We start from the raw sequence: 24,494 nt of genomic DNA, 5'->3' as shown, positions 1-24,494 counted from the left end.
GGGCCGAGCCGGAGTGCGTGCTGGATCAGGCCTGCAGAGCGGCCTCGATCTCGAGGGTGATGGTGATCTTGTCGCCGACGACGACTCCGCCGCCTTCGAGCGGCATGTCGATGTCGATGCCGAAGTCCTTGCGGTTGATGACGGTCTTGGCCTCGAAGCCGGCGACCTGGCCCTGGCCCATGCCCGGGTTGGTGCCGTTGAACTCGAGGTCGAGGTCGACCTTCTTGGTGACCCCCTTGAGGGTGAAGTCGCCCTCGAGCACGTAGTCGTCGCCGTTCTCGCGGACCGCGGTCGACACGAAGGTCGCGGTCGGGAACTTCTCGGCGTCGAAGAAGTCGGCGGAGCGGATGTGCGCATCGCGCTGGTCGTTGCGGGTGTTGATCGAGTTCACGTCGATCTCGGCGCGCACCGACGGGACACCGTTCTCGTCGACGGTGATGGTTCCCGAGAACGTGTCGAAGGTGCCGCGGACCTTGCTGACCATGAGGTGCTTGACGGAGAACCCGATGGTCGAGTGGACGGGGTCGATGGTCCAGGTACCTGCGGGAATAGGTGCCTTGACAGTGGTGGCGGAGGTCATGTTGCGTCCTTCCAGACGAGTCGGGCCGGTCACGGTTCGCATGGGTCTTCGCGACCCATCGACAGATTAAACGGACCGCGGTCCGATTGTATTCCCGATGCCGCCCCCGCCTCCGTGATCCCGGTCACACGACGATGGCCGTCGGCATGCGACGAATCCTCCCGCCTCACTGTTCCCCAGACCGCCCTCCGGTCGATCCACATATCGACAAAGCAGCCACATGCCATTCTCTGCCGCACACACTGGAAACAATGGACCGGAGAATTCCATATAGGAGGTAATGGCCATGCGAATCCGTTTCCGGAGCGCGCTCGCGATGATCGTGGGCCTACTGGCGACAGCGGCGACGATCGTCGCGGTGGAATCACCCGCATCGGCCGGACGGGACAGCGTGCTGGCATATCCACCCCAGGTTCGGGGCCATAACGTGACGGTCACCTTCGCCAACACCACACCGAATCCGAAACTGTGCACCATCGAGGCACTGCCGGTCCCTCGGCAGCCACGGCAAGGAGACCCGACGTTCGACCAGAACCCCGACGACTCCTTCGAGGCCGGAGTCGGCAGGACAACGAGAAACCTCGTGCTCGACCGCGGTCGATACAACATCTACTGGGTGTGCACAGGTTACGAGAGCCTCGATGACGAGTACCTCGGCCGGGGTTGGACGGTGTGGGGCACCAGGCCCCCGGTGCCGATCTCGAGCTACGGGCAGTCGTTCAAGCGGCAGTACACCAGCGACCCGCTACCGGTCACGGTGACCGCGCCGAACTGCTTCCTGGGGGGTATCTGCTGACCGATAGGCCACCAGAAGAAGCCTGAACCGGCGTCGAGCCGATACACGTACGCCGTCCCGGCCACATGCCTCCTATTTCCAGGCGAACACCGGCTGTTCGAACTCGTCGACTCGCGTCGGCCTGTCGCGCAACACGACCTCGGCGAACTGATAGATGACCGCGGCGGTCGGCGCATGCACGAGAGACCCGACGATCGGCAACTGGATCACCGGGCGGTCCGATTGCGGAATGGTCAGGAATCGCGGGGCGACGGCCAATTCCTCGAAGGTGACGAAGAACAACTGCGCGACCTCGGCGGGATTGGGCGTCGGCTCCTGGAATTCTTCCGCCCAGCAGACGATGGGGGTGATGACGAACCCCGAGCGGGTCGGATAGTCGTCGAGGGCGCCCAGCACCGAGTCCGGACCGAGCCGAACGCCGAGCTCCTCGTCGAGCTCGCGCAGCCCCGCGGCGACATGATCCTCCCCCGGGTCGAGTCGACCGCCGGGGAGAGCGAACTGCGCGGCGTGGCGCCGCATGGTGGGCGGTCGTTTGCACAACCAGATGCCCTGCTTTCCGCCCTTCTCGGCGATCACCAGCGCGACCGCCGCCGCCGCGGCGCCCGCGACCTCGACGGGCCGGCGTTCGAATCGCTCGATCCGCTCGGCCGCCACGATCCGATCCAGGTGAGTCACCCCTCCAGTTGACCACGCCCGTGACGCATCACGGGACCCGGCGGACATCCGCCCACGCGCGATGCCGGCCAAGCCAACCCACCTACCCGTAGTATTCGTTTTCGTAATTCGGGGGTTCACGGAAGGCAATTTGCATAGGGTGGGGAGTCACGGGGGACATTCGCCGATCGGGGGTTCGGACGATCCGGGCGCCGACGGCCGTTGCGGTCGCGGCAGGCCCGGTAACCGGCAGTGGGGACCACATACTCGCTGCTGACCTACGACCACGGGGGCGCCCCCATGGTGTTCGGCGCCGAGCCTCAGATCGATGTCGCGGCCACCGACCAGATGGTGGACAGCCTGTTCACCGGCGCCCGGTTCGTCGAGGAGTCCGACCTGGGCGGGCACGCGTGTCCCGACCCGTGGATGGTCGGCGCGGCGGTGTTCGCTGCCGGGACACCCGACGAGGTCGCAGTGCTGGCCTCGGAAGAGGTGGCGCTGGACCGCCCGTCGGAACTCGACCAGACGTTCCTCGTCGCGGCACGAGGCCGCACGACGCGACTGTTCACCATGAGCAGCAGAGCAGCCTTCGGCGCGTTTGCGGCATGGGACGCCACGGGCACCCTGCAACGAGCCGTCAGCGCGTGTGGTGCGGACGGGATCCTCGAAGACCTCGGCGCTCCACTGGCGTTCGAGGACACGGGACCCGACAAGGGGGAGGAATCCGCGACGAGACGCGATTTTCTCGACCCTGTCGGCCTCGTCGAGCGGGCGCTCGCCACCACCGTCGGGTTCGCATACGGGCGTGAGAACAACTGCAGCGCAGTGTCTCCCGGCGACATCCCGATTCGCCTCTACCGTGTCGGCGAGCTCCGCACCGGCATGCGCGGGTGACGCCGGCGTTCGCCGGCCGCGTCAACGCTCGACCGCAGTTCGGGGGACATTTCGATGTGTGACGAGCAGCAACCCGCGAAAAGGATCATCGACTTCTTCGATCCACGGGGCAACACATCCTACGTGGAGACCGACACGGTCGGGATCATCAACGTCACCGCACAGAAGCGGCGGATCCGCGAGTTCCTGGAGCGGGTGCACCTGCAACCCGAGCTGACCTTCGCGACGGTGGATCTGCTGCCGGTCGAAGAGATCGCCGCGATCCTTCGCACCGGGCGCACCGCCTCGGTGCTGCTGGAGATGGCCGACGCCGGCCAGGGGATCCTCGTGCGCAACTGGCCCGAGGACTGGGTGCGGACCCCGTTGGAACCGGATTTCGACGTGCGGGAGTTCATCGACACCGGTGTGACGATCTCGACCGAGGCCAACGCCGCGGTCGTCGCAGCCATGAACTCCGCCATCGACGGTCCCGCGACGCTGTGTGACCTCGAGCGCCGACTCACCGACGACGACCTCGTGGAGGCCTACATGGGCTATCTCGTCGCGTTCCGGGTACGGGTGCTCATGTTCCGCAGGGCCCGCGGGGAATCCGGCGACGATCGCTGAGAAACCGTCACACCCGGACCTGGTCGGCCACCGGCTCTGCCCCCTCCCCCGACGCCGACACCGCCCGCCCGAGGTGGTAACTCACGACGCTGAGCGCGAACAGGCCGATGCCCAGATTGACGAGCCCACCGAATCCCTCGAGCGCGAAGTCGACGAGTGCATTGCTGAGCAGGAAGACCAGTGCGGCGATCCGGAGGGCCCGCAGCGGCCACACCCCGGCGAGACCGCGACTGCGGGCCAGCATCGCGGGGGCCGACACCGCAAGCGTGGCGACGCCGCTGAGGAAGAGAATCCACGTGGCGACGGCGTTGTCGGCGAGTTCGATGTAGATGTCGATGTCGTCGAACCTGTCCTCGGTGAAGACGAAGCTCAGCGAACCGACGACGACGGTGACCGCCGAGAACACGACCAGGCTCCACCCCACGATCGACACCCACCGGGGGCTGCGGAAGAAGTCGGGGATCAGCGCGACCGCCCGGGCACGCAGCGCGATGAGCCGGTCGGGGGTGTCGCGGCTGGATTCGAGGACCGCCCGTATGTGGCCGATGGTGTCCGCGTCGAGACCTTGCTCGCCGGCGGCGGCCAGGTACTCCTCGGCCAGGCGTCGACGACGCTCGGGCAGTCCGTGCGCGACGCCCTCCGCAGCGATCGAGGCGGCGTTGGCGAGAGACTCTGCGGCCGTGGGGCGACGGAAATCGCGGACGATACGGCTGATGAGCAGGATCAGCACCACGAGCACGTACATGATCTCTGCGGACGGGCCGTAGAAGTAGTCGTTGTCGCGGGTGACGAACTTGCCGACCTCGTCGAGGAAGAGCCCGAAACCGATGCCGCCCATGATGACTGCGGTCACGCGCGCACCGGCGCCCAGGAAGAGCCAGCCGGTGATCAGCGCCAGCATCATCAGCGCACCGCCCCACAGCGCGTGGGCGATGTGGAGGGTGCCGCCGCCGACCTGCGGATAGCCCGTGGCGGCCAGGTAGGCGCGGGTGACCAGGATGGTGGCGATCGCGAGGATGAGGAACCACTCGACCGCCGCCGTGCCGTGGGCGCTGCGGATGATCACCGAGGTCGTGCGAGCTCTCATGGGAAGAGTATGGCGGGGCGAGGGGCCGACCGCGCCGACAATCCGTCTGCGGGATCTCGGTTCTCGGACCGGAAACGACGAACACCGCACCACGCCAGCCGGATCGACCGGGGCTGTCGTGGTGCGGTGCCGGGTGTCTGTCGCCTGTCTCAGGCCTCGAGGAGATCGGGGTCGAGGTCCCGCCCGCCGGCCGGGCTGCCGATGCCGCGAATACCGAAACCGCTGTCGGCCCAGAGGCATTCACCGGTCACCACCCGTGCCGCGTCGGAGGCCAGGTACACGAAGCCCTCGGCGTAGTCGCGCGGTTCCGGGATGAAACCGAGCGGGATGACCTCCTCGGCGCCGGGCAGCACCGCGTCGAGCGGTTCCTGGCCCAGGGCCGCCAGGCCCTCCATCTTGGTCCGCGCCACGCCGATGGCGACGCCGTTGACCCGGACCTTCGGAGCGAACTCGAAGGCCAGGCCGCGCACGATGCCCAGGTTGGCGTGCTTGGTGGACACGTAGAGGGTGCCGTCGTCGACCGCGCGGTAGCTCGCGATCGAGCAGGAGAAGATCATGTTGCCGCCGGTGCGCAGAAGCGCGGGCAGCGCCGCGCGGGCACCGAGCAGGTATCCCTTCACGTTGATCGCGTAGATCTCGTCGATCGCCGCCTCGAGCTTGTCGAGCGGGACCTCGGCGAGCGAGAGATTGCCCGCCCCGACACCGGCGTTGCCGACGAACACGTCGAGCTTGCCGAAGGCCTCGACGGTGTCGGCCACGGCGCGCTGGTTGTCGGCGAGGTTCTCCACGGAACCGAGGGTGGTGACGACGTCGTCACCGAAGGTCTCCGCGACCTCGCGCAGGCGCTCCTCGTCGCGATCGAGCACCGCGACCTTCGCACCCGCCTCGACGTATCCTTCGACGACCGCGCGCCCGATCCCACCGGCGCCGCCGGTGACGAGTGCGACCTTTCCGTCCAGTGTTGCCATTCGATGACTCCTCTCAGGCACTGACCGCGCCTCCGTTGATGTCGATGACCGCGCCGGTCGTGAAGGCCCCCTGTTCGGAGGCCAGGAAGAGACGGCTCGATTCTCACCCGTCCGTCATGCCGACTTTTTGTTACTTTGGGGACAATGTTGGATACAACCTGTGCTGGAGCATAGGGAGGAGGCTCTGTGGCCACGAGTGCCAAGACGCGGTCCGGAACCACCGTCGATGAGCTCTGCACGGCACTTCGGGAGCGCATCGTGTCCGGGGAGTACTTCCCCGGACAGCGCATGTCGCAGGAGCAGCTCGCCGCCGAGTTCAAGGTCAGCCGGACCCCGCTCCGCGAGGCGTTCAAGCGCCTCGAGGCCGACGGACTCCTGGTCGCCACCGCCAACCGCGGTGTGCACGTCGCACCGATCAGCAACTCCGACACCGAGCAGAACTATGCCCTCCGCATCCTGATCGAGCCGCCGATCGTCGCCACGCTGACCGAACAGCTCACCGACACCGAGATCGAGCAGATGCAGACCGCGCTGGCCGACATGCGCAAGTACCGCGGCCACCGCAAGAACTTCCAGAAGGCACACAAGGCCTTCCACGACGTGATCCGCGCCCGGTACCCGAAGTCCTTCGCCGACCTCACGCACAACCTGTACACCATGATCCACCGGCATCAGAGCGTGTACCTCTCCCACCAGCGGACCCCGGAGGACTTCATCGATCTGGACCAGGATCTGATCGACGCGATCGTCGAGGGACGGCCGGACTCGGCCCGTCGGATCCTGGAGTTCCACCTCATCGACGCCGCGCTCGGCCTGGTGCTCGACGCCGACCCCGACCACGAATTCGACTCGTTGCTGGTCACGCTCCGCGGCCGCGACATCGTCATCGAACACGATGAGACGGGCCACATCCCGCGCCCGGCACGCATCTACTGGCGCCAGCACGACGACGTCCTGCCGGCACGGACCACGTCGAACCTCATCCTCACCTACGCACCGAAGTAGAACCCAGCCCGAGATGCGCCGCGGTCCCCGGTTCGACCGGGGACCGCGGTTCACACGTGTCAGGGTGCGAGCAACGCACCGGCACGCGGGACGACCGGATCGAGACCGAGCCGGTTGAGGATCCGCCAGGTGGTGGCGGCGGAGGCGGTGACCACCGGGATGTCGAACTGCTGCTGCACGGTGTCGAGCACCGGCAGCGACGGCATCTGCACGCAGGCGCTGAGCACCAGCGCGTCCGCGTCGGAGGTATCCACCTTCTTGACGTGCTCGAGCAGGTTCTGCGGGTCCAGTCGACCGACCTCGAGGTTGTCCGGGACCTCCAGGCTCAGCGAGTCGACGACGCTGAATCCCTCGTGCTCGATGTAGTTGCACACCGTCTCGGTGAGCGGCTTCATGTACGGGGTGACGACGGCGATCTTCTTGACCCCCAGGTGCGCCAGGGCCTCGGTGAGCGCACCGGCCGAGGACAACACCGGGATGTCCTCGCCGCTCTCCTCTTTGGCGACCTGTGCGAGCTTCGGCTCGGAGGTGGCGTGGTAGCGCAGGCCCTGCGACATGATCGCGACCAGGCAGGCGTAGTCCATCACGTCGACGCGCGCGTCGGCCAGCTCCGCCGCGCAGCGCAGGGAGTCGTTGTCCATCGCGGTCAGTTCTTCGGGCGTCACCTTCTGCATGCGCATACGCGAGGAGTGGAAGGTGAAGCGCTCGGGCCGGATCTCCTCGCGGGCGCGGAGCATGGCCGGGATCTCGGTCTCCATCGTGGTGTTGGAGCTCGGAACGATCATCCCGATGCGGAAATTGTTCGTCATTGTGCCTGCCTAACAGAAACTTTCATTACGGACCGACCCTTTTCGGGCCAGCATGGACTTGCGTTGCCCACACCCTCAGACGACCTGCAGGTGCGTGGTCTGGAGTTCTCGGACGACGTCTGCCGGGGACCCGCACCAGGAGATCTGCGCACGCTGCCCCTCCCCCAGTTCGTCCAGCCCCTCCAGCCCGATCGCCTGTCCTCGGACCGCGATCGGCAGCGTGCAGAAACGGTGGCCCGGGTCCTGGGTCGCGATGACGCCCAGCGCGATGTCGAGCAGGTGGAAGGTGAGGATGTCGCGGGCGGCGTCGGCGTCGCCCGCCTCCACGGCGTCGAGGAACTTGGCGTCGGTGGCCGTCATGTCCGAGACCGCGACCGCACGCGAGAAGTAGAGTCGCTGGTGCCGATCGATCTGCGTGAGCTGGGATTCGATCATCGTCTGGAACCCCGTCGGGCACCGCCGCAGGATCACCCGGTGGAAGTCCCAGTGCGCCAACTGGAACTCGCGTGAGCTCTGGTCGCTGGCACGCATGGCCGCCAGCGCCTCGCGCATCTCGCCGACATCGGCGGAATCCACCCGGTCGACGACGGCCGCCACCACCGCGGGTTCAGCGACTACCCGGAGTCCCTGGAGCGCGCGGTCGCACTGGCCGAGGGCAAGAACACCACCTCGACCGACCGGGTGCGTCGCGGCATCGGCTACTCGTCGTCCGCCCGCGCGGTCACGTGTACGACCTCCGACCTGATGCCGGTGGCGGCCTCCGCCGCCGCGAAGTAGTGCACCTCGACCGCTTTCGTGCCCTCAACCACCGATGGCTCCCATACTCCGTTGCGGGGGAACGAAATCCGCTGCCGCGACTCCGTGCCCCGCCCACTTGTTCCACATCGCCGCACGCCACAGGTCGGCGATCTCGTCGTCGCCGGCGCCCGAGCGCAGCGCCTCGCGCAGGTCCGTCTCGTCGTCGCTGAACAGGCACGAACGCACGGTTCCCTCAGCGGTGAGGCGGGTCCGGTCGCAGTCACCGCAGAACGAGCGGGTCACCGACGCGATGATGCCCACCGTCGCCGGTCCGCCGTCGACGAACCATCGCTCGGCGGGAGCCGACGGGTCCTCACGCCCGGCTTCGGTGAGCGCGAACCGCGTACCCAGTACATCCAGTAGTTCCTGTGCCGGAACCATCTGCTCGCGGGTCCACGCCTGGTCGGCGTCGGGGGGCATCTCCTCGATGAACCGCAGTTCGACACCCTCGTCGAGGCACCACCGGAGCAGGTCCGCGGCACCGTCGAGGTTCTCGCGCATGAGGACCGCGTTGACCTTCACCCGCCCGATGTGCCGCTTGGCGGCACGGATGCCCGCGAGGACCGAGTCGAGGCGGTCACGCCGCGTGAGCGCGGCGAAGTGCGCGCGATCGACGGTGTCGAGGGAGATGTTGATTCGGGTCAGCCCGGCCCGCGCGAGGCCCTGCGCGCGGTGCTCGAGACCGACCGCATTGCTCGTGATGGCAAGCGGCACATGGGGAGCGACGCGGGTACAACCCTCGATGATGTCCTCGAGGTCGCGACGCATCAACGGTTCCCCGCCGGTGAAGCGCACCTCACATACACCGAGGCGATGCACCGCGATGCCAACCAGGCGGACGAGTTCGTCCGCGGACAACAACCGCTCACGCGGGATCGCGGGCAGCCCCTCTGCCGGCATGCAGTAGGTGCATCGCAACGAGCACTTCTCGGTGATCGAGACCCTCAGGTCGCGCGCGACGCGGCCGAACCGATCGACGAGACCGTCGACCGGGGCCGGCCGGAAACGTCCGGCATGCGCGTCCGCACGGACGGTATGCCCATCACCACCTGTCCCACGAAGCCACCGCCCGGTCCCTCAGTCTGATTACATCCAGAATTGTATTCAGTTGATTCTCACTGGTCGTCCGGTCTTTCGCAACCGGTGTGCGTCGGGCTCACGACGCCGGCCGGCCGCGGATTGCGGAACCGCCCTGTCACCCGTGTTCACCAGGCATGACGTGGGCACACAGTTCCACGAGCAGGCGGCGGTCCCGGCGTTCACGGCGGGCACTTCGAGGATGTTCTCGCCGTGTTCGTTGCGCAGACTCGGGGTCCGCACCGGGCGTCTTTCGGCACCCTGATCATCGGTGGTACGCCTGCCGCGACCGGCCCTCCTGATCGGCTCCCTCAGCGGGGTGTTGTCGTGGTCGTTGCGGGCGTTGACGTCGGCACCGTACTCGGCCAGCAGCCTGGCCACAGCGACGGTGTCGTCCTGTGCGGCGAAGTGCAGCGGAGTCCGGTCGGCGATGGTCGCGCACGTCAGGGTCTGTGTCTGCGTGCAGCAGCTCCGTCACGAGCGGCTAGTTGAGGGCTGCGTAACGGAGGTTGTCCCGGCCCATCGGGCCGCGGGTGGCCGCCAAGTCGTGTTCTCCCCTGCTGTGTCCGCGGAGCCGGTCGCCTGCCGACATCGAGGAGGTCGTCGTCCGCCGCAGGAGATGGCGGACAAATGAAAACAGCCCCGGAAACCGGGGCTGTTTTTCTGGCTGTATCTGGTGGCCAGGGCCGGGATCGAACCGGCGACCTTCCGCTTTTCAGGCGGACGCTCGTACCAACTGAGCTACCTGGCCAGACGGTGCCGGTGCTGATACCGAAACCTTTGCGACCCTGACGGGGCTCGAACCCGCGACCTCCGCCGTGACAGGGCGGCGCGCTAACCAACTGCGCCACAGGGCCTCGATTTAGTTGTGTCCGACCGACCCTCATCACTGAGTGCCGTCCAGGCGTACCCCCTACGGGATTCGAACCCGCGCTACCGCCTTGAAAGGGCGGCGTCCTAGGCCGCTAGACGAAGGGGGCCGGTCTCGCTTCTCCGCTGGGAGCTCGCATAGCTTATGACAGGTCTTGCGCACAACACAAATCGGCTGGTCAGAGCAATAAACCGGTGGTTTCCGCGAGGCAGCCGGCGAGCGCCGCCAAGGCGCGCGTGGGCAGCATTCACCGTCCCGTCGGAGCACGTTCGCCGGCGCCTCTCGGGGCCCGCTCCGAGCGTCGGAAGTGACCGCTCCGAGGGCGCCAACGCGCCGGGCCGACACACCCGCGGGCCCCCGCTCGCAACTCCTCGGGACGCTGTAAACTCGTCGGCACCCCGACCGGTTCGGGGTACGCCCCTATAGCTCAGTTGGTAGAGCTACGGACTTTTAATCCGCAGGTCCCAGGTTCGAGCCCTGGTGGGGGCACCGCTCCGATCAGGCGATCCGTCGAAGAGATGGGTCGCCTGAAGTGCTTCCATCGCGCTTGGTTGTCGGCGCTGTTTCGGACTCCCGTGGCCATGCCGACGGCTTGACCAACGCCCTCGCACGACCGACGACGCGGTGCGCAACACATACGACCCTGCCTCGCCGAGCGAGTACCGACCCGAGAAGCACGAACTCGATCCGGGCAGGACCGATCAGCCGCCAGGCGTATGTCGGCGACCGAGCGAGCCTCGACCGTGACGAGGTTCACGACCTTGCCGGTCACGGCGGATGGCCTCGGCACCGTCGAGGCTGGCCTGCATCTGTTGACGCCGGTGCTCGGCGACGCGGTTGCGACCTGCCGGAGATGCCCCCGTCCCCAACCTCCACCCACCGTGTCGACGCCGGCGAGCAGGAAGGTTCACATGCGCCGGTCGGCGGCCGCCTCGATCGAGGGCGATGACCGGTTCCCAGAGGGTCGGCCGATTCGCCGACATGCCATCCGACCGATCACGAAGATCGCCCGACCGGAGCGGTGCGACCGCAAGACCAATCCAGCTACTCCGCAACCACGAATTCTCCTTGTGGCACAAACGTTCTCAGCCAGGGGAAAACGAGGACCAGGGTGTGACGCTCCGACGTCCCGACCAACTCCCGCCGACCTACAAACGAGGCACGCTGTGCTTGTCAGACGCTGCGGGTACAACCAAAGTCAGCCGATGCCACATCTGTTCGGCCCACCGACGACGACTCCGCACACACGACGCTTCGGCCTCCCTGCCGGCAATCGTCGGCCGAAGTTCTTGTCAGACCCCTCGTGTACAACGGGTGTCACCGAATTGTCGATGACTGTGCAGCCGACGACGCCGCTCCCTTGAACGCCGCGACCCCCTCGTCCCGCCAGCGTGAAAGCAGCAGTCATGACCAATCTTCTCGAGGAGATCCTCGACCTCCTGATCCAGAAGCGGCCACCGGCCGACGACCCCACCGGTCAAGCCACCCTCACCGCCTGGATCGAGGTCCACGACATCGCAGGACGCCAGATCTTCACCCACACAGCCATACTCACCCCTCCTCCAACAGGCCGGCACAAGACCTCCAAACGCTCGACACCCTCGGCTGCCCACCCACAGCCCCCAAGCGATTCGCACACAACGCCACCCGCCTCGACACCCTCCACACCACCACGGATCGACCATCTCCCTCGGCCACGACCGCCACCCCGGCTCACCCCACCGCCGACGACCCACAACAACGCCCACAAACGGCGCACCAAGACACTCGACGCCAACCGCCTGACCCCAACCCACCGCCCATGGTCGAGTAACACCGTCGTGGCGCGGCGAAGGCCCAGAAGTCAGACCTCGAACGCCGCGGTCCACGCCGGACCGCACACGACCTTTGAGAACTCAACAGTGGAAAGCCAGAGCGCGAGGCCCCATCGGATGCGTTCCCGCCCATCGTCCCGCGAACATCCGCGTCGCATTTCTGTTGGGCGGGAGCGCAACCGGCGAACGCACCCGGTTGTGCGGTGCGGGTCGCCCGTCGGACGAGACGAAGGTGGAAGAGTGCCGCACCGACGACAATCGAAAGTTGCTGCGCGGGAACGAATGGACAGCGGTGCGGGCGACACCCGCCTGCGACGCGAGAAAAGCCCGCGAAGCCGAGTCCTCAGCCGGCCACCCGCGCGTACCAGCGGGACCGGTGAGGCCGACACTCAGTTCGCGCGCGGAACCCCCAACGCAGCCGCACGCGCACTCACCGCATCGAGCGCCTCGGTGAACGGCGGGATGAAGTGTTTTGCGCCGAGCACGCAACACGCGTGCCCTCCGTCCACCTCGAACCGTTGCGCGCCGGGAATCCCGTCGACCAGGAGTTGCTGACGCTCCGGCTCGACGACCTTGTCGCAGATGGAGACCACGACGGAGGTCGGGACGTCGATCTCGTGGAGCCAGTCACGGGAATCGAACTCACCCAACCCGGTGCCGAAGTCGCCCAGGTGTGACAGCGGCGTGGAGAAGAACTGTCGTAGCGCCCAGACCGATGTGTGGGACGTCGTCTTCTCCAAGCTCTTCTCCGACACGCGCGGGACGAGGCGGTACACCGGCCGAAGGATGCGGGCGGTGCGTTCGGACGACTGGCGATGCTTCGGGTCGCGCGTACTGAAGTACGGACCCGTCGAGCACAGCACGAGCCCTGCGACTCGATCCCGATGCCGGCGCCACACGAGCTGGGAGATGCCTCCACCCATCGAGAACCCGGCGGCGATGAACCGGTCGATGCCGAGCACATCGGCGGCAGCGGCCACGTCGTCGGCACAATCGCGGAGATCGAAGCGGTCCGACCTGATGCCGCGACCATGCCATCGCGCATCCATGGTGATCACCCGGTAACGATGGTTGATGGCCGGGATCGTCGGATACCAGCACAGCAGTCCGGTGGTGAGCACCGAGTGCAGCAGGAACACGGCCGGCGCATCCTGAGGACCCGAATCGGTCACATACGCGTGGCCTCGGCCCGGGAGCTCGAGCATGTGCCCTTTCGGGATGTCGTTGGCCGGGTAGGGGTCGAAGACGTGCTGCACCGTGCGCGCGGCGGTGTTGACGAACTCGGGTATCACACCATCAAATTTACGTGAGATGCTGATCACATGATCGACATCGCCCGTCCGAAGATCGAGGGGTCGATCGCCGTTGCAGGCGGTGATCGTCGTATCGGGTTCGCCGAATACGGTTCGGCCACCGGCCGAGCCATCATCTGGCTGCACGGCACGCCCGGAGCACGCCGGCAGATCCCGGTCGAGGCCCGCGGCTACGCGGCCGAGCGGCACGTCCGCCTCATCGGGCTCGACCGTCCGGGAGTCGGCTCGTCGACCCCACACCGCTACGAGAACGTCGCCGCCTTCGCCGGCGACCTCGAGGAAGTCCTCGAGGCACTCGGCATCGAGGACTTCGCGGTCATCGGATTGTCCGGCGGCGGGCCATACACCCTCGGCGTGGCACACGCGATGCCCGACCGTGTGGTCGCCGCGGGGATCCTCGGGGGCGTCGCGCCCACCGTCGGCCCCGACCGCATCCCCGGCGGCGCGATGACGCTGGGCTCGTTCGTGGCACCTGCGGTTGATGGCGCGGGGCCCCAGATCGGTCGAGTCATCAGCGTCGCGCTGCGATTCGCCCGGCCCATTGCCGACCCGGCCATCGGCATCTACGGCCGCTTCTCCCCCGAGGCCGACCGGGAACTGTTGGCGCGCCCCGAGTTCCGGGCCATGTTCCTCAACGACCTGCTGCACGGCGGCCGCCGCGCGATGGAGGCCCCGTTCGCCGACATCGTCGTGTTCGCCCGCGACTGGGGCTTCCGCGTCCACGACGTCCAGGTGCCGGTCCGCTGGTGGCACGGCGACCACGACCACATCATCCCGTACGAGCACGGCGAGCACATGGTGTCGCTCCTCCCGGACGCCAAGCTGTTCTCGCTGCCCGGTGAGAGCCACCTGAGCACGCTGCACATGGCGACCGACATCATCGACGAGTTGCTCGCGATCTGGGATCAGTCCGAGACGCCGAAGTAGTAGCCGCCGGGCGCTCGCACGGGCAGCGAAGCGCTACGGCGCCGTCGCCGACAATCCCGCGGCGAGGCCCAGCACGACTGCCATCAGGACGATCTCGATGACGGCGTTGCGAATGGACGAGTCCTCGGTGGTGCGGTGTCTCTCGACCGCGGGCAGCCAGCGCCGGCGATGCCACATCGCCACCGCGATCAGCACGGCCAGCACCAGCGCCTTGGCGATCAGGATGCGGCCATAGCCCGTCGTCACCAGCGCGGACACGGCGTCGAGCTGGGTGAACGCAGCCGCCACCCCGCTCACCGCGATCACGCCGACCGCCCAGATCGCGTACCGCGAGAACGTCGGCAGGCTGCGCGCCCAGCCGGAACGGCCGCGCACCGAGAGCGCCATCGCGGCGAGCACCCCGCACCACCAGGCGGCCGCGAGTGCGTGGGCGCCCACGAGGACCGGACCGATCGCAGTGTTGCCGGCGTGACCGGCGATCGCCGTGGCGAGCACCCCGATCCCGGCGAGCGCACCGACCACCAGAACCGGGATGTCGACCCCGGTCAGGAGGTCGAGCGCCGCCCACACCACGATGAGCAACCCCACCACCAATGCGACGATCTCCGACGTCCCCGATCCGAGGACCTCGGCGAAATCGCCGGCGGTCACGTCGGGGAGGTCGACACCGGCCCGGTCGGCGGTACGCACCCACGCACTCAACAGCGTCGCCACCACCCACACCCCGGCGAGCGCCCCGATGAGTCGAACCGACGGCTCGGCGTCGACGGTCGGCAGGAACCCGAGACCGAGAACCAGCACGGAGACTCCGAGTGCGAGGGTCGCGGGCAGGGCGACCGGATCGGGACCGTCGGGCCGGGCGAGCAACCAGCTCGCCAGCAACCCGGCGAAGAGCACCGGGAAGCCCGCGACGACCCTCACGTCAGCTGCTCTTGGAGCGACGCGTCAGCCAGAAGACGATGCCGAGACCGATGGCGAGCACCACCACGGCGCCGACGATGTAGTACCAGACGGGAGTTCCGTCGTTCTCGAACGTCGCGGAGTCGTCGGCGAGCGCCCCGGGCCTGCCGTTCCCGGCCACCGTCAGCTCGAAGGTGCGTTGCCCACTGATGACGTGCCCGTCGGCGGATGTGACGCGGTAGTTGACCGTGTACTCGCCGGTCGGTCCGAGCTCTCCTACGGCGACCCGGACATCCTTGCCGTCGACCACCGGTTCCCCGGACTGCCAGAAGTGATTGTCCGGCCCGACCACGTTGACCACGGCGTATGCGCTCTGAATCGGCTCGTTGAAGGTGAGGGTGACCGCCTGCGGTCCGGCCGAGAGGCTCGCACCGTTCTCGGGATCGGAGGAGACCAACCGGGAATGCGCCGAAGCCGCCGGAGCCGACCAGGTGCCGACCACGCCGAGGCATGCGATCGCGGCCAGGATCAGAAGCAGCGGCCGGCTCACCAGCACCGAACGGCGGGACGTACGTGCGGGCTCACGCATCGAATCGTCCGTTCTTCCGCACGACCCTCAGCGCCGCGACGCTGAAGACGACGCCGAGCACGCCGACGAGGAGTCCGATCCCGCCCAGCCAGCGGGCGGCGGAGTCAGCGGTGCTCGAGGAGTCGTTGGAGGATGACGGTGCCGCCTGGGGAGTGGCGGTCGTCGCGGCCTGATGCGCGTCGCCGTGTGCGCCGCTGCCGGTGGCGAGGGTGAGAACCGGCGCAGGACGGTCGGGTTCGGTGCCGTTGGCCGGGGTCGGCTCGTTCCAGTCGACCTTCTCGCCGTCGGCGAAGACCTGCAGGGTCGGCAGCGTGACGGTCTCCTGCTCCGGGAACGGACCACCGGAGAAGCTGAACTGCGCGAACTGGCCGACCGGGATCCCGGCCGATCCGGGATCGGCGGTCCAGGTGATCTCGGTGACACGGTCGTCCTTCTTGGTGACGACCGCTTTCCAGCCGGGGGTGGTCTCCGGCCGCGCCGACGCCAGGCCGTCGCCGGGCATCGTGACGCGCAGCTGGGTGGTCGCCGCGGCGTCGGACTCGTTGGGGACGGCCAGCGTGACGACGCCGTATCCGCCCTGGGTGACGGTCGGCGCGAAGGCGCTGACGTGGGCGGACGCGGCACCGGCGCCGGTCAAGGAGGCGGCGCCGACAACGACTGCGGCCGCGGCGGGCAGGACAAGACGTCGGGTGATTCGGGCCCGCGTCGACGAGGAGTTCTTCATGGGGTTCCTTCGTGGTCGGATTCTGGTCGTCGGCGCCACACGGTGCCGCCGAACCCCCTGGGTTCGACGCTCGTGTGGTCAGAAACCGGCCGGAGGCCCGCGAACTCCTGCACCGCCGACAGCGGGTCCGGCGGCGGCCGGCGACTGAGTCCTGAGAAGCAGCACGGACGCGGGAACGCGGGCGATGGTCGAAGACGTCAGCGACCTGACCACCGAGCCGACGACGGCCAGCAGTTGCGCACCGACGACGATCAGCAAGGCGCTCACCGGGATCGCAACGAGGTGCGTGACCAGCATCCCGACCGGAGCGCCACCGTGCGCCACATGGGTCGCGTCCGCGGCGAGCGCCCCGTGGATTGCGACCTGCGCGGAGGTGAGAACCGCGACCGCCGCTGCCGTAGCGGGCCAGAGTCGTCGTCCTCGCGTCAGGATCTCGAGGAGCCCAGCGGCCACCAGGCCGATCGCCGCCGCCAGCACCACCCCACCGGACCCGGGCATCTCGCCCGAGGCCGTTGCGTGCGCGCCGACGGCGACCGCGGGCACCACTCCGCACGCAGCGACACGCGTGAACGCGTCGGGGGTGTGGGAGGTGCGGGACATGCCGCCCATCCTAGGGAGCGGCCCCACGAGACCGGACCTCGCCCACCGAGTGGCACCGCGCTGTCCTCGGCGTATCCCTCGCGCGACGCATCGAGCCGGTCCCCGCCCGCGACCTCATCCGTGCCGGAGGCGGTGCTGCGGGCTCGCCGGAGTCGGCCAAGCCGGACCGCGCTGTCGACGAGCGGTGACAGAATCGGGGCATGTCGCTCTCACCGGGCCCTGTCGCGGTACGCGAGGTCGAGATCCGCGAGTTGTCGTCGCCGGACGAACTCGAGGAGCTGATCCGCATCTTCGACGACGTGTGGCGGCCCGACCCGACACGACGGCCCGTAGGGGTCGACATGCTCCGGGCGTTGTCGCATTCGGGGAACTACGTGGCGGGCGCCTTCATCGGCGACCACCTCGCCGGGGGCAGCGTGGCGTTCTTCTCGTCTCCGGCCGGTGAGTCCCTCCACAGCCACATCACCGGTGTCACCCGGCGCGGCCGCGGCCGCCATGTCGGGTACCTGCTGAAGATGCATCAGCGACGCTGGGCCCTCGAGCGCGGACTGTCGACGATCACGTGGACGTTCGATCCGCTGGTCGCCCGTAACGCCTACTTCAACATCACCAAGCTCGGCGCGACGCCGACCCACTATTACGAGGACTTCTACGGCGAACTCGGCGACGAGCTCAGCGGCGGGTCGGACTCGGACCGGGTGTTGATGTCGTGGTCGCTGCGCGAGCCGATGCCCGAGAACACCGACGGGGCCGGCAGCGTCGAGGCCCTGCTGGCCGAGGGTGCGGTGTCGGCGATCGACCACTCCGACCGTGCGCGCCCGCTCCCCCACCACGACCGCGTGACACCGGAGGCCTCGGTGGTGGTGCCGGTACCGCGGGACGTCGAGGCGATGCGGGCCGCTCATCCGCTCGAAGCCGCGAGGTGGCGCCTCGCCCTGCGGGACGCGTTGTCGCCGTTGCTTGTCGACGGCGCCTCGCGACGGTCGGTGCGGTTCTTGAGGTCGGGTCATTACGTCTTCGGTCCGGCCGGATCGGGGGTGCGGTGAGCGCCGAGCTGACCCCCGACGAGTGGGCCCGCCACCCACACACGCTGGCCGATGTGTTGCCGTCGGTGTCCGATGCGCTCGGCGCATCCTCCGGACGGTCGACGGATCTTGTTGTGCCACCCGGCGACTCGGTGGTGGTGCTGCTGATCGACGGGTTGGGGGCACTGCTGCTGGAGGAGCACGCCGGGGCCGCGCCGACGCTGCACGAGCTGACGGCCACCACCCTGCGGGTCGGGTTTCCCGCGACCACCGCGACCAGCATCCTGAGTCTGACGTCGGGGACGCCGGGCGGGGTACACGGCATCGTCGGGTACAGCTTCCGGCCCGACGACGACTGCCGCACACGGGGTTCGCGGCGCGTGCTGAACTCACTGCGGTGGAGTCTGGACAATGCACACGGACCGTCGGCGCTCGTCACCTACCCGCCGTCGCTGGTGCGCACCGAGCCGGGAACGCTGGAGGACCTTGCCGACGAGGGCGTGAAGGTGACCTACGTGATGCCCGGCGAATTCCGAGGCACCGGGCTGACACTCGCCGCGTTCCGCGCGCCCGGACGGTACGTGCCCGCCAAGACGCCCGACGAGGTGCGCGACGGCGTCCTCTCCGCGGTGCGCGGCCGGAGTCGCGCGCGCCGCTTCGTGTACGCGTACTTCAGCGAGTTGGACACCGCCGGTCACATCCACGGCCCGGGATCGGAGCAGTGGCTGGACAAGTTGCGCGTCGTCGACCGCCTGGTCACGGAGCTGGTTGCCGAGCTCCCCTCGGGCACAACGTTGCTCGTGACCGGAGATCACGGCATGATCACCACGGACAGATCCGTCGACATCGATTCCGCGCCGGAACTGCTCGACGGCGTCGAGGTCGTGGCCGGTGAGGCGCGAGTACGACACGTGTACACCGAGGCCGGCGCCACTGACGACGTGCTCACGACATGGCGCAGGTTCCTCGGCGACGCCGCCCACGTCGTCTCGCGCGAGCAGACCCTCGACGAGGGATGGTTCGGGCCGGAGGTGACGGACACGATCGCACACCGGATCGGCGACGTGGTCGCCGTGGCCCGCGACTCGGTGACGCTCACCCGTTCGAAGAACGAGGAGTTCGAGTCGAAGATGATCGGCCATCACGGCGCCTGGACGTCCGCCGAGCAACTCGTGCCGCTCGTGGTCGCGACCGGATAGCAGCCGGCGTCACTCCTCGGTCACCAGATCAGCGTCACTCCTCGGTCACCAGATCCAGTCGCACACCGAGTAGCCGGACCGGGCGATCGACGTCGAACCGCGTGAGCAGGTCGGCGACGACGGCCTCGAGTTCGTCGTGGTCGAGACTCGGCGCCGGCAGTTTCCTCGACTTGGTACGGGTGTAGAAGGTCGCGGTGCGAACGGTGACCGCGACGCGGAACGGGAGCCGTTCCTCGGCGACCACCTGGTCGAGCAGTTCACGCAGCAGTTCCGCTGCGGCCGCGCGCATCTCGTCGGGCTCGGTCAGGTCGGTGGCGAAAGTCCTCGACTTGGAATGGGATCGGGCCAGCCAGGGTTCGGCGGTGATCGTCGGGTCCCCTTTGCCGCGGCAGAGCACGTACAGCCAGTTCCCCTGGTGCGGACCGAAGGTCGCGATGAGGTCGTCGCGCGGGGTGGCGATGAGGTCGTCGACGGTCTCGATGCCCTTGGCGGCGAGTTTGGCCGACGTCTTGGGACCGACGCTCCACAGCTCACGGGTCGGCTTGTCCCCCATCAGTTCCAGCCAGTTCCGGTCGTCGAGCAGGAACACCCGCGGGGAGTCGTCGGCATCGGGTGAGGACCCGGGCGGGCGTTTGGCGAACCCGGTGGCCATCTTGGCGCGCTGCTTGTTGTCGGAGATCCCGACGCAGCAGGTGAGTCCGCACCGGTCGAGGACGTCGTGCCGGATCGTCTCGGCGAACTCGCGGATGGCGGCGTCGTCGAACGGTTCAACCTCCGCCCCGGGTTCGCCGACACCGAGGTACGCCTCGTCCCAGCCCCACACCTCGACGGGGTGACCGGTTGCCCGCAGGACGTCCATCACCTCGGCGGACGCGGCGTCGTACGCACCCATGTCCAGCGGCAGGTACACCGCGTCGGGCAGCTTGCGGTACGCCGCGCGCAACGGCATCCCGGCACGCACACCGTGGTCACGCGCCTCATAGGAGGCGCAGGTCACGACCTTGCGCGCCTCGGTGGGGTCGCCGTTGCCGCCGACGATGACCGGGACGCCGACGAGCTCGGGACTGCGCAGTCGCTCGACCGACACCTGGAACTGGTCGAGGTCGACATGCAGCAGCCACCGATGGCGCCGGGCAGCCGAGGTGGTCACCCTGCCGAGGGTAGTGCGGGCTCAGCCGGGTGAACGCCGACTCAGGAAGCGGAGCGGGCCTCGATGTCGCCGAGACCGATCGTCCGGCAAGCGGTCCGCAGCGAGTGCGGGTTGTACCGGACCACCCACAGCTTGGAACCCGGCCCGGGCACGTACGGCTCGAACGACTCACCGGCCTCACCGATCGCGGCCAGGAGAACCGATCGCCGCGCGGCGTCGAAGGACTCCACCGCACGGGACAGTACATCCTCCAGCAACGCGCGATCGCGATGCAGCGGCGGCGGGACGAGATTCAGTGAGGGAGAAGAGGTTCCGCAGTTCGTCGGGTCAGTGACGGCGTGCATCGCGACGAGCAGGAAGCCGACCGCGGCGATCACCTTCGACTCTGTGCTCGCCTGGGCACCCTGCCGGGTCTGCATGGATCGGTAGGCCTGCACCGGCTGCGGCCATGCGCCGGCGAAGGGCGCCTGCCCGCTCCGGCCCACCGCCCCGGGCGCGGCCACTGCCTCCCGCCTCGGCGTCGCGGAGAGTTCTGCGGCGACGGCGTCGGAGTACATGCGACGCAACCGCTCCACGATGGCCCGGTGACGCCGCCATGCCTCGCCGACCTGGTGAAAGTCGTGATTGGTCAGACCGAAGACGGCCGGATTGGTGCCGAGTGCCCGATAACCGGGCAACACGATGGCTTCCTCGATCGCGACCGCCTCGGCGATCGCTGCCGGTTCGGGGAACTTGCGGACGCTTCGCCGCGAGGCGCGCGTCGAGAGAGCGCTGGTCAACTTGAGTCCTCCACACAAACTGCTGGTGCTTCGGAACGGAAATCCCGCCCCTGATGTGTTGACCCCCTACGCCTCGAGCACCCCCTGCGATGCCGTTAACGAAGCGCACGACAAATATAGCGTAGATCACACGATTTGCAGGCAAACGAACGAACAACGCCGCCTGCGCATTTGCCCACTCCTCTTCGGGACGAATGACCCAGTCCTACCCTGGTATCGGGTACATCGGCCCCACCGAGAACCACCTAAGACCCTTGTCGACGCCACCACAGACCGATTGACTGGCATCGAAGGTGATCCGAAAGGAGTCGGGACGTCATGTTGCGGTTCCTCGCCCGCGAATTGCACATGTGGCGCCTCATGCACGCGTCGTCCAACGGCCTCGTGCGCACGACCGATCGGGTCGAGAGCCTCGTCTTGGCGACGGTGTCGCTCGCCGCGTTGGTCGGCCTGATGATCGCGCTGACCGTCGGCGCCGACACCTACGCCTCCCACAAGGAGCAGGTCGACGCCCAGGAGTCACGGCATTCGGTCAGCACGACGGTCGTGGACATACCGGTGCCGACCACCGACGCTCCGCCGCACGTGGTCGTCGAATGGAAGGGCGCCGACGGCGGGAAGTCCACCGCGCAGATCCCGCGAGACCGCTTCGACCGGATCGGCCGGGAACGCGTGGTGTGGCTCGACGACGAGGGCGAAGTGGTGGACCCGCCCTTGACGACCGCCAACGCGGTGGTCGAAGCCTTCCTGGCGGGTCTGGCGATCATCGTGATCACCGTGCTGGGCTGGTGTGGTCTGACCGCGTTCGTCCGGTCACTCGCCGATCGGCGGCGCTACCGCCAGTGGGACCTCGAGTGGCGAGAGCTCGACATCGACAGCCACCGGTGAGTCCCGCGGCGTGCGCGCCCGTCGGCATCCGGGGGTTCCCACCCGGGCCCGGCCGGCCGGATCACCCCGAGTGCGCCCGACCGGATCACCCCGAGTGCGCCCGGGCGGATTCGACGAGCAGCCGACGCTCGGCCCGGGCGACGTGAAGGCGCGTTGCGACCACGGCGTCGGGATTGACCGACACCGAGGTGATCCCCATCCGCACCAGGTGCTCGGCATATTCGGGGTTGACCGAGGGGGCCTGGCCGCACAGTGACGACGTGATGCCGCAGCGGCGGGCGGTGTCGACGATCTGCGAGATGGCGTCGAGTACGGCCGGGTCAGCGCCGTCGAAGAGTTCGGCGCAGGTCTCCGAGTCCCGGTCGACGCCGAGGATCAGCTGGGTGAGGTCGTTGCTCCCGATCGACACCCCGTCGATGCCCGCATCGACGTACGCCGGCAACCAGTACAGCACCGAGGGCACCTCGGCCATGACCCACCTGTGCAGGCCGCGCTGGCGCCCGAGGGGGCTGTCGTCGATGAGTTCGAGGCATCTCTCGAGCTCCCAGCGGGTGCGGACGAACGGCAGCATCACGTGGAGGTTCGGGTGGCGTTCCCGGGCCCGCGCGAGCGCGTTGAGCTCGAGGCGGAAGACGTCGGGCTCCTTGACGTATCGGTAGCAGCCGCGGAACCCGATCATCGGATTGCGTTCCTCCGGCTCGAACTCGCGGCCGCCCTCGAGGTTGCGGAACTCGTTGGTCCGCAGGTCGGTCGTCCGGTACACGACCGGCCGCTTGCCGAAGGGCGCGGCGACCTTGGCCAGGTTGTCGGCGAGAGCGGAGACGAAGGCCTCCGATTCCCCGGCGGCGATGACCGCGCGCGGATGACGTCCGGACAACGCCTCCGACAGCATGAACTCGGCGCGGAGGAGCCCCACACCGTCGACGTCGGTGGCCCCGATCTCGGCGGCGCGCTCCGCCGATCCGAGGTTGACGTAGATCTTGGTGGCGGTGACCGGATCCGAGTGCTGTTGCGCCGGTGCGGCAGTCGCGGGCGAGGCGACCGCCACCTGCGGCGCGGGCGCGCGACCGGCGGTGACCTCGCCCGTCCCGCCGTCGACCGTGACGATCGCACCATCGACGAGATCGGTTGTGCCGGTTCTGGTTCCCACCACGCACGGCACCCCGACCTCGCGGGCCACGATGGCGGCGTGACAGGTGATCCCGCCGCGGTCGGTGACGACGGCGGCGGCGCGGCGGATCGTCGGCAGCCAGTCGGGGTCGGTCATCGGTGCCACCAGGACCTCGCCGTCGACGAGCCGGTGCCCGTCGGCCGGCGAGTGGAGGATGCGCACGGCGCCGCCGGCGATCCCGGGTGCGGCCGCGAGTCCGGTGACGAGCACCTCTCCCTGACCGGGACCCGCCCCGGCGTTCTGATCACCGTCGTGCACTCCGGCAGAGCTCGTTCCGTCGCCGTCGTCCAGCGTGGTGATGGGCCGGGACTGGACGATCCAGATCCGGCCCGCGGAGTCGATCGCCCACTCCATGTCCTGTGGACGCCCGTAGTGCCGTTCGGCATCGAGCGCCATCCGCGCGATCGTCTCCACGGTCTCCGGTGTGACGACGGGCGCGTCCCGGCCCGCCGCCACCGGCTCGCGGTGGTCGTGGCCGTCGCTGCCGCGGACGATCCGGAACTCCTGGTTGCCCAGCGAGGTCGAGAGGATCGAGCAGTCCGCCTTGTCGACGACGAAGGTGTCGGGGGTGACCGCGCCGGACACCACCGCCTCGCCGAGTCCCTCGACGGCCTCGACGACCAGGTGGTCGACGTTGCCGGTGACCGGATCGGCGGTGAACACGATGCCGGCGACCACCGACTCCACCATCTGCTGGACGACCACGGCCATGAGGGGTTCTGCGGTGAGGCCTTTCTGGGCGCGATAGGTGATGACCCGCGGCGAGTACAGCGACGCCCAGCATCGGACCACCGCGTCGAGGAGCTGATCCTGGTCGCCGATGTTGGTGAAGGAGGCGTTCATCCCGGCGAACGAGGCGTCTTTACCGTCCTCCCCGATCGCCGACGACCGGACCGCGACGTTGGTGCCGTCGGTCCCGCCGGGCAGGCTGCGATAGGCCGTGACGGCGGCGTCGGCGACCCAGGGCGCGATCCCCGCCTTGTGCACCATCTCCGCCATCTTCCGGCTCAGCGCGGACATGCGCGCGTCGTCGCCGATCGCGGCCAGTGCCGCCCGGTGCGTCTCCGCCAGTTCCGAACGGACCCCGCCGTGATCCATCGACGCGGCGAACGCGTCGGCGGTGAGGACGAACCCGTCGGGCACCGGCAGCCCGGCCTTGGTGAGCTCACCGAGGTTGGCCCCTTTGCCACCGACGATGAGCAGCTGATCGAGTCCGACTTCTGCAAACCTCAGTACGTAGGCCATGTGTTCTCCACCGCTCCTGTCGCCG

General features: G+C 68.4%; 22 protein-coding genes, 4 tRNA genes and 2 pseudogenes. 9 read left to right on the top strand and 19 right to left on the bottom strand.

Annotated elements, in window-relative coordinates; all coding sequences use genetic code 11:
* Positions 1 to 25: 25 nt before the first annotated feature.
* Complete coding sequence (locus tag GP2_RS12175) at positions 26 to 580, bottom strand: YceI family protein (RefSeq protein WP_006900809.1); 555 nt, start codon at positions 578 to 580, stop codon at positions 26 to 28.
* Positions 581 to 866: 286 nt separating this feature from the next.
* On the opposite strand from GP2_RS12175, the gene GP2_RS12170 reads away from it, so the two are divergent.
* On the top strand, positions 867 to 1,376 hold the full coding sequence (locus GP2_RS12170; protein WP_131735368.1) for a cupredoxin domain-containing protein: 510 nt from the start codon (positions 867 to 869) through the stop codon (positions 1,374 to 1,376).
* 72 nt (positions 1,377 to 1,448) lie between these two features.
* Here the strand turns inward: GP2_RS12170 and GP2_RS12165 are convergent, their stop codons facing one another.
* Positions 1,449 to 2,051, bottom strand: coding sequence for an NUDIX hydrolase (locus GP2_RS12165; RefSeq protein ID WP_006900807.1), 603 nt, complete (start codon positions 2,049 to 2,051; stop codon positions 1,449 to 1,451).
* 231 nt (positions 2,052 to 2,282) lie between these two features.
* Here GP2_RS12165 and GP2_RS20945 point away from each other — a divergent pair, with 231 nt between their 5' ends.
* Both GP2_RS20945 and GP2_RS12155 read left to right on the top strand, forming a co-directional pair.
* Positions 2,283 to 2,924 carry a DUF6928 family protein gene (locus GP2_RS20945; RefSeq protein ID WP_006900806.1) on the top strand — a complete coding sequence of 214 codons (642 nt, stop codon included), beginning with the start codon at positions 2,283 to 2,285 and terminating at the stop codon, positions 2,922 to 2,924.
* A 54-nt stretch (positions 2,925 to 2,978) separates the two neighbouring features.
* Entirely contained in the window at positions 2,979 to 3,530 is a 552-nt protein-coding gene (locus GP2_RS12155; RefSeq protein ID WP_006900805.1) for a hypothetical protein, read from the top strand.
* Between the two features lie 7 nt (positions 3,531 to 3,537).
* Here the strand turns inward: GP2_RS12155 and GP2_RS12150 are convergent, their stop codons facing one another.
* Complete coding sequence (locus GP2_RS12150) at positions 3,538 to 4,596, bottom strand: hypothetical protein (protein WP_006900804.1); 1,059 nt, start codon at positions 4,594 to 4,596, stop codon at positions 3,538 to 3,540.
* A 170-nt stretch (positions 4,597 to 4,766) separates the two neighbouring features.
* Complete coding sequence (locus GP2_RS12145) at positions 4,767 to 5,585, bottom strand: SDR family oxidoreductase (RefSeq protein WP_006900803.1); 819 nt, start codon at positions 5,583 to 5,585, stop codon at positions 4,767 to 4,769.
* Positions 5,586 to 5,771: 186 nt separating this feature from the next.
* On the opposite strand from GP2_RS12145, the gene GP2_RS12140 reads away from it, so the two are divergent.
* Positions 5,772 to 6,590, top strand: a complete 819-nt coding sequence (locus GP2_RS12140; protein ID WP_006900802.1) for a GntR family transcriptional regulator — start codon at positions 5,772 to 5,774, stop codon at positions 6,588 to 6,590.
* A gap of 59 nt (positions 6,591 to 6,649) precedes the next feature.
* Here the strand turns inward: GP2_RS12140 and GP2_RS12135 are convergent, their stop codons facing one another.
* The 7 genes and pseudogenes from GP2_RS12135 to GP2_RS12100 all read right to left on the bottom strand — a co-directional run bounded on the left by GP2_RS12135 (position 6,650) and on the right by GP2_RS12100 (position 10,254).
* Positions 6,650 to 7,399, bottom strand: a complete 750-nt coding sequence (locus GP2_RS12135; protein WP_006900801.1) for a maleate cis-trans isomerase family protein — start codon at positions 7,397 to 7,399, stop codon at positions 6,650 to 6,652.
* 75 nt (positions 7,400 to 7,474) lie between these two features.
* A pseudogene (locus GP2_RS12130) lies at positions 7,475 to 8,008 on the bottom strand (FCD domain-containing protein); the annotation flags it as partial.
* 192 nt (positions 8,009 to 8,200) lie between these two features.
* Positions 8,201 to 9,255: pseudogene (gene moaA / locus GP2_RS12120) on the bottom strand (GTP 3',8-cyclase MoaA).
* 46 nt (positions 9,256 to 9,301) lie between these two features.
* Complete coding sequence (locus GP2_RS22455; protein WP_368077942.1) at positions 9,302 to 9,688, bottom strand: hypothetical protein; 387 nt, start codon at positions 9,686 to 9,688, stop codon at positions 9,302 to 9,304.
* 260 nt (positions 9,689 to 9,948) lie between these two features.
* Positions 9,949 to 10,025: transfer RNA gene (locus GP2_RS12110), tRNA-Phe, on the bottom strand.
* 32 nt (positions 10,026 to 10,057) lie between these two features.
* Positions 10,058 to 10,131, bottom strand: a tRNA-Asp gene (locus tag GP2_RS12105).
* 50 nt (positions 10,132 to 10,181) lie between these two features.
* Positions 10,182 to 10,254 (bottom strand) — tRNA-Glu (locus GP2_RS12100).
* 307 nt (positions 10,255 to 10,561) lie between these two features.
* Between GP2_RS12100 and GP2_RS12095 the strand changes: the two genes are divergently transcribed.
* Positions 10,562 to 10,634: transfer RNA gene (locus tag GP2_RS12095), tRNA-Lys, on the top strand.
* Positions 10,635 to 12,348: 1,714 nt separating this feature from the next.
* On the opposite strand, the gene GP2_RS12090 is transcribed toward GP2_RS12095, so the two are convergent.
* Positions 12,349 to 13,251, bottom strand: coding sequence for an alpha/beta fold hydrolase (locus GP2_RS12090; RefSeq protein WP_006900797.1), 903 nt, complete (start codon positions 13,249 to 13,251; stop codon positions 12,349 to 12,351).
* A 30-nt stretch (positions 13,252 to 13,281) separates the two neighbouring features.
* Here GP2_RS12090 and GP2_RS12085 point away from each other — a divergent pair, with 30 nt between their 5' ends.
* Positions 13,282 to 14,199, top strand: a complete 918-nt coding sequence (locus GP2_RS12085) for an alpha/beta fold hydrolase (RefSeq protein ID WP_006900796.1) — start codon at positions 13,282 to 13,284, stop codon at positions 14,197 to 14,199.
* A gap of 33 nt (positions 14,200 to 14,232) precedes the next feature.
* Here the strand turns inward: GP2_RS12085 and GP2_RS12080 are convergent, their stop codons facing one another.
* The 4 genes from GP2_RS12080 to GP2_RS12065 all read right to left on the bottom strand — a co-directional run bounded on the left by GP2_RS12080 (position 14,233) and on the right by GP2_RS12065 (position 17,012).
* Positions 14,233 to 15,120 carry a CopD family protein gene (locus GP2_RS12080; protein ID WP_006900795.1) on the bottom strand — a complete coding sequence of 296 codons (888 nt, stop codon included), beginning with the start codon at positions 15,118 to 15,120 and terminating at the stop codon, positions 14,233 to 14,235.
* A 1-nt stretch (position 15,121) separates the two neighbouring features.
* Positions 15,122 to 15,688, bottom strand: a complete 567-nt coding sequence (locus tag GP2_RS12075; RefSeq protein WP_006900794.1) for a copper resistance CopC family protein — start codon at positions 15,686 to 15,688, stop codon at positions 15,122 to 15,124.
* Positions 15,681 to 16,412, bottom strand: coding sequence for a YcnI family copper-binding membrane protein (locus GP2_RS12070; RefSeq protein WP_006900793.1), 732 nt, complete (start codon positions 16,410 to 16,412; stop codon positions 15,681 to 15,683). Before GP2_RS12070 ends, GP2_RS12075 begins: the two co-directional genes overlap by 8 nt.
* A gap of 78 nt (positions 16,413 to 16,490) precedes the next feature.
* Entirely contained in the window at positions 16,491 to 17,012 is a 522-nt protein-coding gene (locus GP2_RS12065) for a hypothetical protein (protein ID WP_006900792.1), read from the bottom strand.
* A gap of 200 nt (positions 17,013 to 17,212) precedes the next feature.
* Between GP2_RS12065 and GP2_RS12060 the strand changes: the two genes are divergently transcribed.
* Together GP2_RS12060 and GP2_RS12055 are read left to right on the top strand one after the other, a co-directional pair.
* Positions 17,213 to 18,058, top strand: a complete 846-nt coding sequence (locus tag GP2_RS12060) for a GNAT family N-acetyltransferase (RefSeq protein ID WP_006900791.1) — start codon at positions 17,213 to 17,215, stop codon at positions 18,056 to 18,058.
* Positions 18,055 to 19,236: an alkaline phosphatase family protein gene (locus GP2_RS12055; protein ID WP_006900790.1), complete on the top strand. Its 1,182-nt coding sequence runs from the start codon at positions 18,055 to 18,057 to the stop codon at positions 19,234 to 19,236. Before GP2_RS12060 ends, GP2_RS12055 begins: the two co-directional genes overlap by 4 nt.
* A 34-nt stretch (positions 19,237 to 19,270) precedes the next feature.
* Here GP2_RS12055 and GP2_RS12050 read toward each other — a convergent pair whose 3' ends face one another.
* On the bottom strand, positions 19,271 to 20,386 hold the full coding sequence (locus tag GP2_RS12050) for a DNA polymerase IV (protein WP_006900789.1): 1,116 nt from the start codon (positions 20,384 to 20,386) through the stop codon (positions 19,271 to 19,273).
* Between the two features lie 41 nt (positions 20,387 to 20,427).
* Positions 20,428 to 21,165 (bottom strand): hypothetical protein, encoded by a 738-nt coding sequence (locus GP2_RS12045; RefSeq protein ID WP_006900788.1) that lies wholly within the window; start codon positions 21,163 to 21,165, stop codon positions 20,428 to 20,430.
* A gap of 318 nt (positions 21,166 to 21,483) precedes the next feature.
* Between GP2_RS12045 and GP2_RS12040 the strand changes: the two genes are divergently transcribed.
* Entirely contained in the window at positions 21,484 to 22,053 is a 570-nt protein-coding gene (locus GP2_RS12040; protein ID WP_006900787.1) for an Rv1733c family protein, read from the top strand.
* An 85-nt stretch (positions 22,054 to 22,138) separates the two neighbouring features.
* Here the strand turns inward: GP2_RS12040 and ppsA are convergent, their stop codons facing one another.
* Complete coding sequence (ppsA, locus tag GP2_RS12035) at positions 22,139 to 24,469, bottom strand: phosphoenolpyruvate synthase (protein ID WP_006900786.1); 2,331 nt, start codon at positions 24,467 to 24,469, stop codon at positions 22,139 to 22,141.
* Between the last annotated feature and the right edge of the window lie 25 nt (positions 24,470 to 24,494).

Source organism: Gordonia paraffinivorans NBRC 108238 (assembly GCF_000344155.1).
In the GTDB taxonomy this organism is placed as follows: Bacteria; Actinomycetota; Actinomycetes; order Mycobacteriales; family Mycobacteriaceae; genus Gordonia; species Gordonia paraffinivorans.
This window is presented reverse-complemented; position numbering and strand designations above follow the sequence as displayed.

Coding starts and splice junctions, on each gene's coding strand:
- GP2_RS12085 (WP_006900796.1), top strand. CDS start 13,282: ATGATCGACATCGCCCGTCCGAAGATCGAGGGGTCGATCGCCGTTGCA.
- GP2_RS12075 (WP_006900794.1), bottom strand. CDS start 15,688: ATGCGTGAGCCCGCACGTACGTCCCGCCGTTCGGTGCTGGTGAGCCGG.
- GP2_RS12065 (WP_006900792.1), bottom strand. CDS start 17,012: ATGTCCCGCACCTCCCACACCCCCGACGCGTTCACGCGTGTCGCTGCG.
- ppsA (WP_006900786.1), bottom strand. CDS start 24,469: ATGGCCTACGTACTGAGGTTTGCAGAAGTCGGACTCGATCAGCTGCTC.
- GP2_RS12070 (WP_006900793.1), bottom strand. CDS start 16,412: ATGAAGAACTCCTCGTCGACGCGGGCCCGAATCACCCGACGTCTTGTC.
- GP2_RS12145 (WP_006900803.1), bottom strand. CDS start 5,585: ATGGCAACACTGGACGGAAAGGTCGCACTCGTCACCGGCGGCGCCGGT.
- GP2_RS12135 (WP_006900801.1), bottom strand. CDS start 7,399: ATGACGAACAATTTCCGCATCGGGATGATCGTTCCGAGCTCCAACACC.
- GP2_RS12175 (WP_006900809.1), bottom strand. CDS start 580: ATGACCTCCGCCACCACTGTCAAGGCACCTATTCCCGCAGGTACCTGG.
- GP2_RS12170 (WP_131735368.1), top strand. CDS start 867: ATGCGAATCCGTTTCCGGAGCGCGCTCGCGATGATCGTGGGCCTACTG.
- GP2_RS12060 (WP_006900791.1), top strand. CDS start 17,213: ATGTCGCTCTCACCGGGCCCTGTCGCGGTACGCGAGGTCGAGATCCGC.
- GP2_RS12040 (WP_006900787.1), top strand. CDS start 21,484: ATGTTGCGGTTCCTCGCCCGCGAATTGCACATGTGGCGCCTCATGCAC.
- GP2_RS12155 (WP_006900805.1), top strand. CDS start 2,979: ATGTGTGACGAGCAGCAACCCGCGAAAAGGATCATCGACTTCTTCGAT.